Below are 15,651 nucleotides of genomic sequence, written 5' to 3'. Positions count from 1 at the left end.
TGAGCGGGCGGGTGCGCAGCGGTGGCGGAATCGGCGCAGCGTCGTGGATCAGTGGCGCCGGGTGAATGGATTGTGCACGTACGGTGCAGCCGATCATTCGGAGGGTCACCGCAGCTCGGGGGGTTGTTGCCGGTTCAAGTGATCGACATTGCTTCACCCGAACGGATGGGTTTTAGTTCAGCGACCGCCCGGCCAGTCCGGACGGATCCACCGGGTGGAACGCCGAATCCTGCCGCTGCCCGGTGGCTCGCACCGAACTCTGTACGGCAGGAGCGGGGGACCCACAGGTAAGTCGCCGGACCGGAAACGGCACGCTTTCGCGTACCCGGATCCAGGGCCGGCTAGGGGTGAAGCCGCATGTGCGGCCGGGCAACTCCAGCCCGAACCCGACAGCTCACCTCGCAGGCGTCGGAGAGGAAAATTCCATGCCTGCACAGGCTCGTCGTATCGCCCTGCCCCGCGCCGCCCGCATCGGGATCGCCACCGCCGTCACCGGTGTCTCCTTCGCCCTGCCGCTCGTCACCGCGATGAGCGCCCAGGCCCACCCCGCGCCGGCCGCCGCGGTCACCGCCGCCCCGGCCGCCGCTCCCGCCGACCAGGCCCAGGCCTCGTCGCAGGAGAGCTACCGCGTCGTCAGCGGCGACACCCTGTCCCGGATCGCCGACGCCCAGCACGTCGACGGCGGCTGGCAGGCGCTGTACGACCACAACCGTGAGGTCGTCGGCGGCAACCCGGACCTGATCTTCCCCGGTCAGCGGCTCGTGATCGCGGGCCAGGCCGCCCCGGCCAAGCCCGCTGCCCCGGCGAAGCCCGCCCAGCCGTCCGCCCAGGACGCCGCGCCGGCCACCACCGCCGCCAAGCCGCAGGCCCAGCCGGAGGTCCGGACCGAGGCGGCCAAGCCGTCCGCCCAGCTCCAGACCCAGCTGCAGACCGCCGCGCCGTCCGCCGTGGTCACCGCCGTGCCGGTCGCCGCCGCTTCGGCCTTCGTCGCCCCGCTGGCCGGCCCGAAGCTGGGCACCGCGTACGGCGTGGCAGGCTCGATGTGGGCCTCCGGCCACCACACCGGCCAGGACTTCGTCGCCTCCACCGGCACCCCGCTGCGCGCCGTCGGCAACGGTGTCGTGGTGAAGGCCGGCAACGGCGGCGCCTACGGCAACGAGGTCGAGATCAAGCTCGCCGACGGCCACTTCGCCGAGTACGCGCACCTCTCCTCGATCGGGGTGAAGATCGGTCAGGCCGTCAAGGCCGGACAGCAGATCGGCCTCTCCGGCGCGACCGGCAACGTGACCGGCCCGCACCTGCACTTCGAGATCCGCAACGGCTCGGAGTACGGCTCGGACATCAACCCGGTCGCCTACCTGCGGGCCCACGGCGTCGCGCTCTGACCCGTACCGGATGTACCGGATGTGCCGGATCTGCCGGATGTACCGGATGAGGAACCACCGCTGCTACGGGGCGAATCGACCGCCCGGGATGGTCATGTCGGGTGACCGCTCGACCGGGTGATCGCCGCAGCAGTGGACATGGGCGCGGGACACGCCCAGGCCGGCCCGGCTCGCGAGACTTCTCTCGCGAGCCGGGTCGGCCGCTGTCGTTTCCGGGCCTTGGTGGGTGTGTCCGGGGAGAGTTGACGATACGTCAGTGTGCTTCGGCGGGCCGGTTCAGAGCCGGTGGGCGGGCAGCCCGTGCTGGGCGGCGGTCAGCAGCTCGTGCATCCGCTGCCCGAAGTCCTCGGTGTCGGCGGCCGGTTCGGGGAAGACCAGGCGGACGTCGCGGTGGCCGTGCGGGTGGTCCAGGCGCAGGACCAGGCCGTGGCGGTCCAGGGCGAGCGGGCGGACCTCCGGGTGCTGGGCGAGCAGGTCCGGGTCGAGCAGCCGGGTGAGGACGGCGAGGGCGTCGGCGTGGTCGTCGGCGAGGTGGGTGAGCATGGCGGCCTCGTAACGGGCCAGCGGGTCGGGCGTGGCGAGGGCGAGGTCGCCAGCGGTGAGCGCGCCGGTGCCGTAGGGGGTGGCGAGGACGGCGTGGGCGACGTCCACGCGCAGGTGGACGCTGAGGCCGTCGTCGGCGAGGTGGGCCAGGTGCAGTCGGCCGGCCAGGGTGAGGCGGGCGCGGATCCGGTCGCGGACGGCGACGGGGGAGATGTCGGTGACGTCCAGGACGACGGCGAGTCCGTCGGTGGCGCGGGCGGCGGCGGTGGCGAGCGGGTCGCCCAGCGGGGCGCGCAGGCGCAGCCGGGAGCCGTGGACGGAGACCGGGGTGTCGAGGTCGTGGTGTTCGCCGCAGGCGCGGACGGTGAGCGAGGAGGTCGCGCTGAGCAGGCTCTGGACGCGCTCGGCGGTGGTGGGTTCGGGCACCTCGGCGTCGCCGGCGGGCAGGCTCATGACGGACCTCCAGTTAGTTAGGTGAGCCTAACCTAATCTCCGCTCGAGGGTGTGGCAAGTGGCGTGGCCGGGATTGCTGTCGTCGGGGATAGGTGGCGCTTGCAAGTACCTGCGGGTGTCTCGTATTGTCGACGCTGGTAGTTGCATGCGCAACGGTTCTCTCTGGAAAGCGGTCCCTCATGCCCCTCGCGCTCCTGGCGCTGGCGATCAGCGCCTTCGGTATCGGCACCACCGAGTTCGTGATCATGGGCCTGCTGCCCGAGGTCGCCGGCGACTTCTCGGTCTCCATCCCCACCGCCGGTCTGCTGATCTCCGGCTACGCGCTCGGCGTCGTGGTCGGCGGCCCGCTGCTCACCATCCTCGGCACCCGGGCCCCCCGCAAGGGCATGCTGCTGACGCTGATGGGCCTGTTCGTGGTGGGCAACCTGATCGCGGCCGTCGCCCCCGCCTTCGGGCTGCTGATGATCGGGCGGATCGTCAGCGCCTTCGCGCACGGCGCGTTCTTCGGCATCGGCTCGGTCGTCGCCGCCGACCTGGTCGCCCCGCACAAGCGGGCCGGCGCCATCGCCCTGATGTTCACCGGCCTCACCGCCGCCAACGTGCTGGGCGTCCCGATGGGCACCCTGCTCGGCCAGCACTTCGGCTGGCGCTCCACGTTCTACGTCGTCGCCGGGCTCGGCCTGCTCGGCCTCGCCGGGATCGCGGCGCTGGTGCCCGTCCAGCCGCGGGCGGGCGCCGCCCGGCTCGGCCCCGAACTGGCCGTCTTCCGGACCCTGCGGCTCTGGCTCGCGCTCGCCATGACCGTGCTCGGCTGGGGCGGCATCTTCGCGATGTTCACCTACATCACGCCGATGATGACCGAACTGGCCGGCTTCGCCCCGAGCAGCGTCACCTGGCTGCTCTTCCTGTTCGGCGTCGGCCTGTTCGTCGGCAACCTGCTGGGCGGCTGGTTCGCCGACCGCGCGCTGATGCGCAGCCTCACCGTGATCCTCGCGGTGCTCGCGGTGCTGCTGTTCGCCTTCACCTTCGCCGCGCACAGCAAGCCGGCCGCGATCGTCCTCATCCCGCTGATCGGGCTGTTCGGCTTCGCGACCGTCGCGCCGCTGCAGAAGCGGGTCATGGACCAGGCGGCGGGCGCGCCGACGCTGGCCTCGGCCGCCAACATCGCCGCGTTCAACCTGGGCAACGCGCTGGCCGCCTGGCTCGGCGGGCTGGTCATCTCCGGCGGCCTCGGCTACGACGCGCCGAACTGGGTGGGCGGGCTGCTCACCGCGGTCGCCCTCGGTGTGACGGTGTTCGCGGCGGCGCTCGACCGGCGCGGCGCGGCGGGCGAGGGGCGGGTCGTGGCGCGCTCGGGGGCCCCGGCCGAGCAGGGCGTGCCCGCGGGGCGGTGAGCGAGGGGGACGGCGGAGGGCCCGGACGCCTGGTGCGCGTCCGGGCCCTTGCGGTGGTCGGGCCGCTCGACGGTGTCTCAGGCGACGACGGCCTGGGCGTCGATCTCGACCAGCATCGGCTCCTGCGGCAGCTCGACGAAGATCGTGGTGCGGCAGGGCTTCACGCCGCCGGGCTTGATGTTCTCGTCGATGAACTCGGCGTACACCTCGTTCATCAGCGGGAAGTCCGCCCGCTTGGTGAGGTAGACCCGGAACATCACCACGTCCTCGATGGTGGCCCCGCCGGCCTCGACGATCGCCTTGACGTTCTCCAGCGTGCGCCGGGTCTGCGCCTTCACGTCGCCGTGGTACAGGTACTCGCCGGTCGCCGGGTCCTGCGGGCCCTGGCCGGAGACCTGGAGGATCGGGCCCTTGCGGACGCCCTGGGAGAACATCCAGGCGGGGGCGGGGGCGCCGTCGGTGCGGACCTCGGTCTTGCCGCTGGTCGGGTGCTGCTCGTTCATGGGGTTCCTTACGGTCTGACGGTTGATCAGTTGTGGTCCGGGCGGCCGCAGTCGGCCGAGATGGCGCGGGTGGTGGCGAGCAGCTGCGGGAGGAGGTCCAGCACCTGCTCGTAGGGGAGGACGACGTCCGGCACCGAGATGGACGCGGCGGCGACGACCCGGCCGCTGGCGTCCCGGATCGGTGCGGCCACGCAGTTGATGAACGCCTCGTGCTCGGCGTGGTCCTGCGCCCAGCCCTGGACGGCGACCTTCTCCAGCTCGGCGAGCAGCGCCTCGGGCGTGCTGAGGGTGCGGGGTGTGTGCGGGGTGAAGTCGATCCCGGCGGCCACCCGGCGGCGTTCGGGCAGCGGCAGGTCGGCCAGCAGCACCTTGGAGACGGCGGCGCTGTGCAGGGCGGCGCGCAGGCCGATCCGGGAGTACATCCTGACCGGGTGCCGGGAGTCGAACTTGTCGATGTAGACGACCTCGCCGCCCTCGTACGCGGCCAGATGCACGGTCTGGCCGGTGGTGGCGTTCAGCTCGGCCAGGTGCGGGGCGGCGATCCGGCGGACGCCGCGCTGTTCCAGGGCGAGGCCGGAGAGGGCGAACAGGCCGGCGCCCAGGTGGTAGCGGTAGGCGGCGTCACGGTAGACGAACCGTTCCTCCTCCAGGCTCTGGAGCAGTCGGAGCACGGTCGTCTTGTGGACGCCGAGCACCTCGGCCAGCTGGTCGAGGGAGCGCTCGCCCTCGCCGAGTTCGGCGAGCAGGCGCAGGGCGCGGGTGACGGTCTGGCTCATCGTGCTCCGCCGGGGTCGTTCGGGCTCGGGTTCGTGCTCATTGTGCCCGGGCCCGCCGGGTGTCGCGGGACCGGTCCGCGGGGACGGCCGGGCCGGTGATGCCCTCCACCGAGACCCGGGTGGCGGCCCAGTCGGCGGGCGAGGCGTCGAGCAGCGCGGCCACCACGGCGGCGGGCGGCAGTTCGGCCTGGTCGCCGTGGGCGGTCAGCGCGCAGGCGGCGCTCAGGTGGCCGAGCCGCAGCCGGCGGCGCTGGTCCAGGCCGCGGACGGTGCCGGCCAGGTAGCCGGCGGCGAAGGCGTCGCCCGCGCCGGTGGCCTCGACCACCTCGACGGCCAGGGCCGGTTCGCTCACCGCCGTGCCGTCCCGCTCCAGGGCGGTGACCAGCCGGGCGGCGTCCTTGACCACCACGGTGGCCGGGGAGGCGAAGCGGCGGCGCAGCGCGGCCGGTTCCCCGGTGCCGAACGCGGCCTCGGCCTCGTCGGCGCCGATCAGCAGCAGGTCGGCGGCGTCCAGCAGCGGCGGCAGGACGGCCGGGTCGCGGTCGTGCCAGAGCGCGGGGCGCCAGTTGAGGTCGAAGCTGACGGTCCGCTCCGGGCGGCGGTCGGCGAGCAGGGCGCGCAGCAGCGCCAGGCAGTCGTCGGAGAGCGCGGCGGTGATGCCGGACAGGTGCAGCAGGCGGGCGCCGGACAGCAGCCGGACGGCCGCCGGGTCGGCCAGCAGGGCGGGGGAGAGCGCGGCGGCCGCGGAGCCGCGCCGGTGGTAGTGCAGCCGGCTGCGGCCGGGGCCGAGGTCGTGGTGGTGGCCGGTGGCGCCGCCGACCTCCTTGAGGTACAGGCCGGTGGGGCGGTGCGGGTCGACGGCGACCGCCGAGACGTCCACGCCGCGGGCGGCGACCTCGGCGAGCAGCCGGCGGCCGAAGCCGTCGTCGCCGACCCGGCTGATCCAGGCGGTCGGGACGCCGAGCGCGGCCAGCGCGCCGGCCACGTTGGACTCCGCGCCGCCGACCGACAACCGGAAGTTCTCCACCGCCTCCAGCGGGCCCGGCCGGTCCGGCAGCAGCACCGCCATGGACTCGCCCACGCACACGGCCGTCGGGGAAGGACCGGGGCGGGCCGGGCCCGGGGTGTCCTGTCGCGGCATCTGCTGGGCTCCTCCGTCTGCGGCGGCCGTTCCGTTGACCGTGATCCGGCGCCGATGCTAGAACCGTCATGCCAACATGTGCAACCCTCATTGCACATGTTGCAACACGGCAGATGGAGGAAGACGGTGGAGCAGACCTTCGCAAGCATCGGCACCGGGCCGGGCATCGACGACGGCGCGGTGGCGGCCCTCGCCGACGAGACGCTCGACTGGCGGTTCAAGGCCGCCCCGCCGGAGGCTTGGGGGCACTCCGTCCGCGACTGGCTGGCCACCGGACCCACCCTCACCGGGCTCGGCACCCCGCTGCTCACCCTGGACGGTGCCGCGCTCGACCACAACCTCCGCACCATGGCCGACTGGTGCGCCAAGGCCGGGGTCGCGCTCGTGCCGCACGGCAAGACCACCATGGCGCCCGCCCTGTGGCAGGCGCAGCTCGCCGCCGGCAGCCACGGCATCACCCTCGCCAACCTGCCGCAGGTGCGCGTCGCCCGGGCCTTCGGAGTCGAGCGGATCCTGCTCGCCAACACCCTGCTCGACCCGGCCGGACTGGCCTGGCTCGCCGCCGAACTGGCCGCCGACCCGGCGTTCGCCTTCGTCTCCTGGGTGGACTCCACCGAGAGCGTCCGGCTGATGGACGAGGCGCTGCGCGCCGCCGGGGCCCAGCGGCCCGTCGAGGTCCTGGTCGAACTCGGCGGCCCCGGCGGGCGCACCGGCGCCCGCGGCGTGGACGCGGCCGTCGAGATCGCCGCCGCCGTGCTGCGCGCCCCCACCCTGCGCCTCGCGGGCGTCGGCGGCTACGAGGGTGCGCTCGCCCACGACGCCACCGCCGACGGGCTGGCCACCGTCCGCGACTACCTCAAGGCGCTCGCCGACCTGCACGGCCGGCTCGCCCGCGCCTACCCGGACGACGCCCGGCCGATCGTGACGGCCGGCGGCAGCGCCTACTTCGACCTGGTCGTCGAGGAACTGGCAGGCCTGCCGGACGCCCTCGTGGTCCTGCGCTCGGGCGCGTACATCGCCCACGACGACGGCTTCTACCGGGGCATCTCGCCGCTGGTCCGGGGTGCCGGCGCCACGCCGTTCCGCAGCGCGCTGCACGGCTGGGCCCGGGTGGTGTCCCGGCCCGAGCCGCAACTGGCCCTGCTGGACGCCGGCAAGCGCGACCTGCCCTTCGACGAGGGCCTGCCCGAGCCGCAACGCGTGCGCGGCGGCGCCGAGTTGACCGGCACCGCGGCCCGGATCACCGCACTCAACGACCAGCACGCCTTCCTGCGCGACGCGGGCGACCTCGCCCCGATCGGCGCGGTGCTGCGGCTCGGCGTCTCCCACCCGTGCACGGCCTTCGACAAGTGGACCGCGATCCCGGTGCTGGACTCCGCCGACGCGGCCGAGCCGAAGGTCACCGGGCTGGTCAGGACGTTCTTCTGATGGCGGGCGGCAGAGCGCCCGACACCGTCTTCCGGGGCGCCACCGTCGTCGACGGCACCGGCGCGGACCGCTACCGGGCGGACGTGCGGATCGCCGACGGGCTGATCACCGGGATCGGCCACGGCCTCGACGCGCCGACGGTGGTGGACGCCGACGGGCTGGTCCTCGCCCCCGGCTTCATCGACATGCACGCCCACTCCGACCTCGCCCTGCTGCTCGAACCCGAGCACCCGGCCAAGGTCACCCAGGGCGTCACCTGCGAGGTCCTCGGCCAGGACGGCCTGTCCTACGCCCCGGTGGACGACGCCACGCTGCCCGCGCTGCGTCGCCAACTGGCCGGCTGGAACGGCGATCCGGAGGGCTTCGACTGGGACTGGCGCGGCGTCGCGGGCTACCTGGACCGGATCGACCGCACCGGCGTCGCCGTCAACGCCTGCTACCTCGTCCCGCACGGCTCGCTGCGGATGCTCGCCATGGGCTGGGCCAACCGGCCGCCCACCCCGGCCGAACTCGACCGGATGCGCCAGGAGTTGGCGCAGGGCCTGCTGGACGGCGCGGTCGGCATGTCCAGCGGCCTCAGCTACACCCCCGGGATGTACGCGGACACCTCCGAGCTGGTCGAGCTGTGCACCGTGGTAGCGGCCTACGGCGGCTTCCACGCCCCGCACCAACGCTCGTACGGTGAGGGCGCGTTGGAGGGCTACGCGGAAATGGTGGAGATCGCCCGGCGGACCGGCTGCGCGCTGCACCTGACCCACGCCACGATGAACTTCGGCGTCAACCGGGGCCGGGCCGGCGAACTGCTGGAACTGGTCGACCAGGCGCTCGCCGACGGCGTCGACCTCACCCTGGACAGCTACCCCTACCTGCCGGGCTCCACCACCCTGGCCGCCCTGCTGCCCAGTTGGGCCACCGAGGGCGGTCCGGCGGCGACACTCACCCGGCTCGCCGACCCGGCCGCCCGCGAGCGGATCCGGTATGAGGTGGAGGAGAAGGGCAGCGACGGCTGCCACGGCGTCGTCACCGACTGGGCGACGATCCAGATCTCCGGTGTCCGGACGGCCGAGCTGGCGCGGGCGGTCGGCCGGACCGTCGCCGAACTCGCCGCCGAGCGGGGCCGCAGCGGCACGGAGGTCTTCCTCGACCTGCTGCGCCGCGACGAACTGGCCACCACGATCCTCCAGCACGTCGGGCACGAGGAGAACGTCCGGGCGATCATGCGCCACCCGGCGCACACCGTCGGCAGCGACGGACTGCTGGTCGGCGCCCGGCCGCACCCGCGCGCCTGGGGCACCTTCCCCCGCTACCTCGGCCACTACAGCCGGGAGTTGGGCGTGCTGACACTGGAGGAGGCGATCGCCCGGATGACCGGTCGGCCCGCCGCCCGGCTCGGGCTGCACCGGCGCGGCCTGATCGCCCCCGGCCACCACGCCGACCTGGTGCTCCTCGACCCCGAGAAGGTCCGGGACGCCGCCACCTTCGAGCACCCCCGGCTGCCCGCCGAGGGCGTCCAGCACGTGTACGTCAACGGCACCGCCGTCGTCCGGCAGGGCCGCACCACGGGCGCCCGGCCCGGGCGCGCCCTGCGCCGCACCGACCGAGGAACCAGATCCCTGTGAATCCCCCCTCCGTGAACCCCCTCGCCGATCTGCGGGACGACCCGGTGATCGCCGTGGTCCGCGCGCCCCGCATCCCGGACGCGGCCGCGCTGTGCGCCGCGCTCGCCGACGGCGGCATCAACTGGACCGAATTCACCTACACCACACCGGAGGTGACGACGCACCTGCGGCGTGCCGCGGACGCGGGCTGGCGGGTCGGCGTGGGCACCGTGCTGACCGCCGAGCAGGCCGAGCGCGGGGTCGCGAGCGGGGCGTCCTTCCTGGTCACCCCCGGCTGCCGGCCCGAGGTCGCGCAGGCCGCCCGGGCCGCCGGGGTGCCGGTGGTGCTCGGGGCGCTCACCCCGACCGAGGTGGCCCGGGCGGTGGACCTCGGGGCCGCCGCCGTGAAGATCTTCCCGGCCCGGGCGTTCGGCCCCGGCTACTTCAAGGACCTGCGCGGCCCGTACCCGGACGTCCCGCTGGTGGCCTCCGGCGGGGTGAACGCGGGCAACGCCGCCGACTTCCTGGCGCACGGCGCGCTCGCGGTCTGCGCGGGCACGGACGTGGTGCCGCCGGACGCGGTCGCGGCGGGGGACTGGGCGGAGATCACCCGGCGGGCCCGGGCGTTCACCGCGGCGTGCGCGGTGGCGCGGGCCTGAGGGGCCGGTGGGCGGCGGGGTGCCGGGGCGGTCGGTCGGCGAGTTGTCGGGACGGCCTCGGCGGGCTGTCGGCGGGCTGTCGGCGCGGCCGGGGATGGGCGAGAATCGTGCTCCCCAGCCCCGGCCCCAGCCCTGGCCCCGGCCCCCGGATCCGGCAGGAGGACCCACCCCATGACCCCGCCCCGCCCCGGCCCCGACTGGCTGGCCGACGCCGTCCTGTACCAGATCTACCCGCAGAGCTTCGCGGACTCCGACGGCGACGGCATCGGCGACTTCGCCGGCATCGCCGCGCACCTCGACCACCTCGCCTGGCTCGGCGTCGACACCGTCTGGCTCAACCCCTGCTTCGCCTCCCCGTTCCGCGACGCCGGTTACGACGTCGCCGACTACCTCGCCCCGGCCCCGCGCTACGGTGCCACCGAGGACCTGGTCGCGCTGGTCGAGGCCGCCCGCCGCAAGGGCATCCGGATCCTGCTCGACCTGGTCGCCGGCCACACCTCCGACCGCCACCCCTGGTTCCTGGCCGCCGCCGAGGACCCGTCCGACCACCGGTACATCTGGTCCGACCAGCGGGTGGACGGCTTCGTCGCCTCGCCCGGTAGCCGCCCCGGCTGGTACCGGCCGAACTTCTTCGACTGCCAGCCCGCGCTCAACTTCGGCTACGCGCGCCCGAGTTCCGAGGATCCCTGGCGCCAGCCGGTGGACGCCGAGGGCCCGCGCGCCAACCGGGCGGCCCTGCGCGACATCATGGCGCACTGGCTCGGCCTCGGCCTGGCCGGCTTCCGGGTCGACATGGCCTCCTCGCTGGTCAAGGACGACCCGGGCCTGGTGGAGACCGCCAAGTTGTGGACCGGGCTGCGGGACTGGCTGGACCGCGCCCACCCGCAGGCCGCGCTGTTCGCCGAGTGGGGCGATCCGGCGGCCGCCGTCGCGGCGGGCTTCCACGCGGACTTCTTCCTGCAGTTCGGCGGTGCCGACCACGGCCTGGCGTTGCGCTCGCTGTGGAACAACGGCGCCGGCACGGTCGAGGAGTTCTGGCAGCAGGGCCCGTGCTACTTCGAGGCCGAGGGGCGCGGCACCCCGCAGGTGTTCCTGGACGCCTGGCGCGCCGCCGCCGAAGCGACCGGGGGTGTCGGCCACATCGCCCTGCCCACCGCCAACCACGACTTCTCCCGGCTGGCCACCGGCCCGCGCGCCGACGGGCAACTGGCCGCCGCCTTCGCGTTCCTGCTCACCTGGCCCACCCTGCCGGCCGTCTACTACGGCGACGAGATCGGCATGCGCTACCTGCCCGGACTGCCCGACGTCGAGGGCAGCGTGCTCGGCCCGCGGTACAACCGGGCCGGCTCGCGGACCCCGATGCAGTGGGAGCCCGGGCCGACGGCGGGCTTCTCCAGCGCGTCGCCCGAGCGCCTCTACCTGCCCGTCGACCCGGACCCGCGGCGCCCGGACGTGCTCTCCCAGCGGGCCGATCCGACGTCGCTGCTGCACACCGTCCGGCGGCTGATCGCGCTGCGCCGGGCGCATCCGGGGCTGGGTGCCTCCGGCGGGGTGGAGGTCCGGCACGCCGGGTACCCGCTGGTGTACACCCGGGCCGGACGGTACCTGGTGGCGGTGAATCCGCGCCGGGAGCCGGGGGCGGTGCGGCTGGAGCACGGCGGGGTGCGCCCGCTGGAGGTGCGGGGCGTGCGGGTGGCGGACGGGGAACTGCGGGCGGACGGCTTCTCGTACGGCGTGTTCGAGCTGTCCTGAGCGCTCGGCCGTGTCCCCTGCTGGGGCGGCCGGCTTTCGAACGGCGTCAGATAGTTGTAAGCTACATCCAAGATAGTTGCATTTACCACCTGATGTAGGCGCATTCGACACCCCTCATGGTTGTATTTGCCACCTATCTTGACTCGACGCCACCGGAGGACGGTACGAACGCCATGAGCACATCCCAGACCCCTGCCGCAGCGCCCGCCCTGGGGCACTCGCTCAAGCACCTCGCCCTCCACCTGATCACCCCGCTGCTGATGTGCCTCGGCATGGCGCTCGCCTACCAGGGCGCCTTCCACCAGCCCGAGCCGCACCACCTGAAGGTCGCCGTGGTCGGCACCACCCCGCAGGCGCAGGGCCTGGCACAGGCGATCCAGGCCAAGGCCGGGGCGGCGGTCGACGTCCGCACCCTGCCAGACCGGGCGACCGCCGAGCAGCAGCTGCGCGACCGCGACCTGGTGGGGGCCTTCCTCCCGGATGCCAGGAGCCCCGAACTGCTCGTCGCCAAGGGGAACTCGGACACCTCGGCGGTGGCCGCCACGGCGGTGTTCAGCAACGTCACCGACCGGCAGGGCGTGCCGTTGCACGTCACCGATCTCACCACCCCGGCCGAGGGCGACCCGACCGGCCAGGGCCTGTTCTTCCTGCTGGTCGCGCTGAGCATCGGCTCCTACGCCAGCGTCGCCGTGATCGGCGCGGCCGGCGCCGGGCTGAGCATGCGGATCCGGGCGCTGGTCGGCGTGGCGGTGTCGCTGGTGGTGAGCGTGATCGGGATCGTCACCGCCGGACCGGTCTTCCACGTGGTCGACCACGACCTGGCCGCGGTGTGGGCGCTCGGGTGGCTCTACTCGGCGGGCGTCGTCCTGATCGGCATCGGCCTGCACAGCTTCCTGAAGAGGTGGACCACCCTGGCCCTGATGGTGCTGTTCGTGATGCTGAACTTCACCAGCTCCGGCGGCGTCTTCCGGCCCGAGCTGCAGAACGGCTTCTTCGGCGCGCTGCACGGCTTCTGGACCGGCGCCGGCTTCCTGGAGGGCGCGCGCAGCATCCTGTACTTCGACGGCGGCGCGGGCCTCGGCGGGCACGTCGTGACCCTGGTGGTCTGGCTGCTGCTGGGCGGGGCCGCGCTGGTGGCCGCCGCGCTCTACGAGGGGCGCGGGCGCCGGGCGGTGGAGAGCCCGGTGGAGGCCGAGGGGGAGATGGCGGAGGCGGTCGCGGTCTGACCGCACCGCACGCGAGTGCTTCACCCGCCGCCAAGGGCATCGGCACCGGGTGGGGACCGGCGGCCCGCGCCCGGCTCTGGACAAGCCGGACGCGGGCCGGTTTCGCGGCTCCGGTTCCGTGACTCAAGCTCTGTGGCTCCGGGTTCCGTGGCTCCGGGTTCCGTGGCTCCGGGTTCCGTGGCTCCGGGCTCATGGCTCCGGGCTCATGGCGCGCCTTCGGGGTGCCCGTCGTCCGGGAGGCGGTCGAGGGCGGCGACGGGGATTCCTCCAGGGGTGAGGGTCATCGGGCGTCCCCGGCGGGGGCCGTCGCGTCGCCGGACGGGGCGTCGCCGCGCAGGTGCGGGCGGGCCAGCAGCAGGTAGAGCCCGCCGGCCGCGAGCACCGCCACGGCCGAGAGCAGCACGAGGTAGTCGTCGTACCAGGCGGCGTCCGGGGTGCGGCCCCAGCAGATGTTGACGATCGCGGCGAGCCCGTACACCAGCGCGCCGATGTTCACCGCCAGGCCCCAGCGGCCGAGCCGGAAGTCCCCGCTCGGGCGCCAGCCGCGCAGCCGGGCGCGCAGGGCGGCCAGCACCACCATCTGGAAGGCCAGGTAGATGCCGATGCTGGAGAAGGAGATGATCTTCGTCAGGGCGCCCTCGGAGAGCGCCGAGGCGCCGACGATGATCACGCCCGGCACTGCCGCAGCGAGCAGCAGCGCGTACGGCGGTACCCGCAGGCGGTCCGAGACGGTGGCGAGCAGCCGGCTGCCCGCGATCATCCGGTCCCGGGCGAAGGAGTACGCCAGCCGGCTCGCCGCCGCCTGGAGGCTCAGCACGCAGGACAGGAAGGAGATCAGCACCACGCCGATCACCACCCGGGCGCCGGTGGCGCCGAACGCGTCGTGCAGCACCGAGGCCACCGGGTCCTTGTCGTCGCCGGAGACCACCGCGCCGATGTCCTGGATCGACATCACCAGCGCCAGGCTGACGCCGATCGCCGCCGCGCCGCCGACGTAGAGGGTGCGCCGCATCGACTTGGGGATCTGTCGACCGGGGTTCGGCACCTCCTCGGCGACGTCGCCGCACGCCTCGAAGCCGAAGAAGAGGAAGACCGCGATCAGTCCGGCGGCCAGGAAGGCGTCGGTGTACGAGCCGCCGTCGCCCGCGCCGAAGCGGTCGAAGACCACACCGAGCCCGTGGTAGCGGTGGGTCAGCAGCAGCCAGGCGCCGACCGCCAGGGCGCCCAGCAGCTCGGCGGCGAAGCCGAACACGGCCGCCGCCGACAGCACCTTGGTGCCGCCCAGGTTGATCACGGTGGCGAGCAGCAGCAGGCCGAGCGCGCACCAGACGGTCGTCGCGGTGCTCGGTTCGACGCCCAGCAGCGCGGCCACGTACGGGCCGGCGCCGTAGGAGACCGCGGCGATGGTGGACATCAGCGCCAGCAGGTACACCCAGCCGGTCAGCCAGCCCCAGGTGCGGCCCCAGAGCCGGCGCGACCACGGGTACACCCCGCCCGCCACCGGGAACTGGGCGACCACCTCGCTGAACACCAGTGCCACCAGCAACTGGCCGACCCCGGCGATCAGGAAGCTCCACACCATCGGCGGGCCGGCGGTCGCGAGGGAGGAGGCGAAGAGTGTGTACACGCCGACGACCGGGGAGAGGTAGGTGAAGCCGAGGGAGAAGTTCGCCCAGAGGCTCATGTCGCGTTTGAACTCGGAGGCGTAGCCGAGGGCGGCCAGCCGTGCGGCGTCGGCATCGGCGCCGAGGTCGGGGCCCTGAGGGGGGAGGGGGCCGGTCGGGGAGGTGGCACGTGCGCTGGCATCGGTCATGACCTGCTCCTGCTCTTGGGAACGTGGCGTGACGCGTGAGGGCTTACCGGGGGGTGGTGCTCGGACCGGGATCGCGGGAAAACATACGAGATCGGGTTTCTAGCGGCAAGGGTGCGTGCCCGACCGGGAGGTACCCTGCCGGAAGCACCCAGTCCGACGGTGATCGAGGAGAGGGTCGGCGTGGCGACGATCGGGAGCGCGACCCCGCTGCTCAGCGCCGTCCTCGCGCCGCTGACCGACCTCGGCCGCGCCGATGCCGTGGCCCGCCGGATCACCGAGGCGATCGCCCTCGGCCTGGTCGCCGACGGGGATCAACTGCCCAGCGAGAACGACCTCGCCGACCAGCTCGGCGTCGCCAACGGCACCGTCCGCGAGGCGCTCGCCCTGCTCCGCGAGGCCGACCTGATCGAGACCCGGCGTGGCCGCAACGGCGGCAGCTTCGTCCGCACCCCCGGCGAGGGCCCCGAGCGCCTCCAACTCGCCCGGCTGCGCGACCTCGCCACCGTCGACCTGCGTGACCTCGGCGACGAGGAACTGGCCGTCTCCGGCACCGCCGCCCGGCTCGCCGCCGAACGCGCCCCCGTCGACCTCGCACCCCGGCTCACCCGGCTGGTGCACGACCTGCGCGACGCCGCCGGGCCCGCCGAACAGCGCCGCGCCGACGCCCGTTTCCACATCGAACTCGCCGTCGCCGCCCAGTCCGTGCGCCTCACCCGGCTCGCCGTCCGGCTCCAGGCCGAACTCGGGCCGCTGCTCTGGCTGCCCGCACCGCACGGCCCCGACCAGGAACGGTTCGCCGAGCAGCACCGGGAGATCCTGGTCGCCGTCCTGGCCGGCGACGCGGCCGGGGCCCGGGCCGCCGCCGAGGTGCACACCGTCGCCTGCGTGCACCACCTGGTGCGGGGGCACCTCCAGCTGGCGGACGAACGGCTGACGGCTGACGGCTGACGGGTGACCGGAGGCCCGGTGGTGGGGCGGGC

General features: G+C 74.1%; 13 protein-coding genes and 1 riboswitch. Of the genes, 8 read left to right on the top strand and 5 right to left on the bottom strand.

Annotation, left to right across the window (positions count from 1 at the left end; translation table 11 throughout):
- The first annotated feature begins 240 nt into the window (after nucleotides 1–240).
- Nucleotides 241–423, top strand: a riboswitch (cyclic di-AMP (ydaO/yuaA leader).
- Between the two features lie 2 nt (nucleotides 424–425).
- Nucleotides 426–1,385, top strand: a complete 960-nt coding sequence (locus tag AB0O82_RS19785; RefSeq protein WP_363585288.1) for a LysM peptidoglycan-binding domain-containing M23 family metallopeptidase — start codon at nucleotides 426–428, stop codon at nucleotides 1,383–1,385.
- Between the two features lie 276 nt (nucleotides 1,386–1,661).
- Here AB0O82_RS19785 and AB0O82_RS19780 read toward each other — a convergent pair whose 3' ends face one another.
- The gene (locus tag AB0O82_RS19780) at nucleotides 1,662–2,381 is read right to left on the bottom strand and encodes a DUF2470 domain-containing protein (RefSeq protein WP_363585287.1); all 720 of its coding nucleotides are present in this window, start codon (nucleotides 2,379–2,381) and stop codon (nucleotides 1,662–1,664) included.
- A gap of 179 nt (nucleotides 2,382–2,560) precedes the next feature.
- Here AB0O82_RS19780 and AB0O82_RS19775 point away from each other — a divergent pair, with 179 nt between their 5' ends.
- Nucleotides 2,561–3,775, top strand: a complete 1,215-nt coding sequence (locus AB0O82_RS19775) for an MFS transporter (RefSeq protein ID WP_363585286.1) — start codon at nucleotides 2,561–2,563, stop codon at nucleotides 3,773–3,775.
- Between the two features lie 77 nt (nucleotides 3,776–3,852).
- Here AB0O82_RS19775 and AB0O82_RS19770 read toward each other — a convergent pair whose 3' ends face one another.
- From AB0O82_RS19770 to AB0O82_RS19760, 3 genes are read right to left on the bottom strand one after another with little or no spacing between them, the layout of a single operon-like run.
- Nucleotides 3,853–4,278: a RidA family protein gene (locus tag AB0O82_RS19770; RefSeq protein ID WP_363585285.1), complete on the bottom strand. Its 426-nt coding sequence runs from the start codon at nucleotides 4,276–4,278 to the stop codon at nucleotides 3,853–3,855.
- A gap of 26 nt (nucleotides 4,279–4,304) precedes the next feature.
- Complete coding sequence (locus tag AB0O82_RS19765) at nucleotides 4,305–5,054, bottom strand: IclR family transcriptional regulator (RefSeq protein ID WP_063350228.1); 750 nt, start codon at nucleotides 5,052–5,054, stop codon at nucleotides 4,305–4,307.
- A gap of 37 nt (nucleotides 5,055–5,091) precedes the next feature.
- Entirely contained in the window at nucleotides 5,092–6,195 is a 1,104-nt protein-coding gene (locus tag AB0O82_RS19760) for a sugar kinase (RefSeq protein WP_363585284.1), read from the bottom strand.
- Between the two features lie 126 nt (nucleotides 6,196–6,321).
- On the opposite strand from AB0O82_RS19760, the gene AB0O82_RS19755 reads away from it, so the two are divergent.
- The 5 genes from AB0O82_RS19755 (at nucleotide 6,322) to AB0O82_RS19735 (ending at nucleotide 12,858) form a co-directional block, all read left to right on the top strand.
- Nucleotides 6,322–7,623, top strand: a complete 1,302-nt coding sequence (locus tag AB0O82_RS19755; RefSeq protein WP_363585283.1) for an alanine racemase — start codon at nucleotides 6,322–6,324, stop codon at nucleotides 7,621–7,623.
- Entirely contained in the window at nucleotides 7,623–9,242 is a 1,620-nt protein-coding gene (locus tag AB0O82_RS19750; RefSeq protein ID WP_363585282.1) for a D-aminoacylase, read from the top strand. The genes AB0O82_RS19755 and AB0O82_RS19750 overlap by 1 nt, the downstream gene beginning before the upstream one ends.
- Nucleotides 9,239–9,880: a bifunctional 4-hydroxy-2-oxoglutarate aldolase/2-dehydro-3-deoxy-phosphogluconate aldolase gene (locus tag AB0O82_RS19745; protein WP_208869124.1), complete on the top strand. Its 642-nt coding sequence runs from the start codon at nucleotides 9,239–9,241 to the stop codon at nucleotides 9,878–9,880. The genes AB0O82_RS19750 and AB0O82_RS19745 overlap by 4 nt, the downstream gene beginning before the upstream one ends.
- Before the next feature lie 171 nt (nucleotides 9,881–10,051).
- Nucleotides 10,052–11,632, top strand: a complete 1,581-nt coding sequence (locus tag AB0O82_RS19740; protein ID WP_363585281.1) for an alpha-amylase family glycosyl hydrolase — start codon at nucleotides 10,052–10,054, stop codon at nucleotides 11,630–11,632.
- A gap of 173 nt (nucleotides 11,633–11,805) precedes the next feature.
- Nucleotides 11,806–12,858 carry a hypothetical protein gene (locus AB0O82_RS19735; RefSeq protein WP_363585280.1) on the top strand — a complete coding sequence of 351 codons (1,053 nt, stop codon included), beginning with the start codon at nucleotides 11,806–11,808 and terminating at the stop codon, nucleotides 12,856–12,858.
- Between the two features lie 280 nt (nucleotides 12,859–13,138).
- On the opposite strand, the gene AB0O82_RS19730 is transcribed toward AB0O82_RS19735, so the two are convergent.
- The gene (locus AB0O82_RS19730; protein WP_363585279.1) at nucleotides 13,139–14,671 is read right to left on the bottom strand and encodes an amino acid permease; all 1,533 of its coding nucleotides are present in this window, start codon (nucleotides 14,669–14,671) and stop codon (nucleotides 13,139–13,141) included.
- 180 nt (nucleotides 14,672–14,851) lie between these two features.
- Between AB0O82_RS19730 and AB0O82_RS19725 the strand changes: the two genes are divergently transcribed.
- Nucleotides 14,852–15,619, top strand: coding sequence for an FCD domain-containing protein (locus AB0O82_RS19725; RefSeq protein WP_363585278.1), 768 nt, complete (start codon nucleotides 14,852–14,854; stop codon nucleotides 15,617–15,619).
- The last annotated feature ends 32 nt before the right edge of the window (nucleotides 15,620–15,651 follow it).

The sequence above is a fragment of the Kitasatospora sp. NPDC088264 genome, from assembly GCF_040685715.1.
Lineage (GTDB): Bacteria > Actinomycetota > Actinomycetes > Streptomycetales > Streptomycetaceae > Kitasatospora.
The sequence above is the reverse complement of the archived record's forward strand: the minus strand, read 5'-3'. Positions and strand labels throughout refer to the sequence as shown.

Bases quoted from the DNA above. Each gene is read 5' to 3' on its own strand.
- AB0O82_RS19785 (WP_363585288.1), top strand. From the start codon at position 426: ATGCCTGCACAGGCTCGTCGTATCGCCCTGCCCCGCGCCGCCCGCATC.
- AB0O82_RS19780 (WP_363585287.1), bottom strand. From the start codon at position 2,381: ATGAGCCTGCCCGCCGGCGACGCCGAGGTGCCCGAACCCACCACCGCC.
- AB0O82_RS19775 (WP_363585286.1), top strand. From the start codon at position 2,561: ATGCCCCTCGCGCTCCTGGCGCTGGCGATCAGCGCCTTCGGTATCGGC.
- AB0O82_RS19770 (WP_363585285.1), bottom strand. From the start codon at position 4,278: ATGAACGAGCAGCACCCGACCAGCGGCAAGACCGAGGTCCGCACCGAC.
- AB0O82_RS19765 (WP_063350228.1), bottom strand. From the start codon at position 5,054: ATGAGCCAGACCGTCACCCGCGCCCTGCGCCTGCTCGCCGAACTCGGC.
- AB0O82_RS19760 (WP_363585284.1), bottom strand. From the start codon at position 6,195: ATGCCGCGACAGGACACCCCGGGCCCGGCCCGCCCCGGTCCTTCCCCG.
- AB0O82_RS19750 (WP_363585282.1), top strand. From the start codon at position 7,623: ATGGCGGGCGGCAGAGCGCCCGACACCGTCTTCCGGGGCGCCACCGTC.
- AB0O82_RS19740 (WP_363585281.1), top strand. From the start codon at position 10,052: ATGACCCCGCCCCGCCCCGGCCCCGACTGGCTGGCCGACGCCGTCCTG.
- AB0O82_RS19735 (WP_363585280.1), top strand. From the start codon at position 11,806: ATGAGCACATCCCAGACCCCTGCCGCAGCGCCCGCCCTGGGGCACTCG.
- AB0O82_RS19730 (WP_363585279.1), bottom strand. From the start codon at position 14,671: ATGACCGATGCCAGCGCACGTGCCACCTCCCCGACCGGCCCCCTCCCC.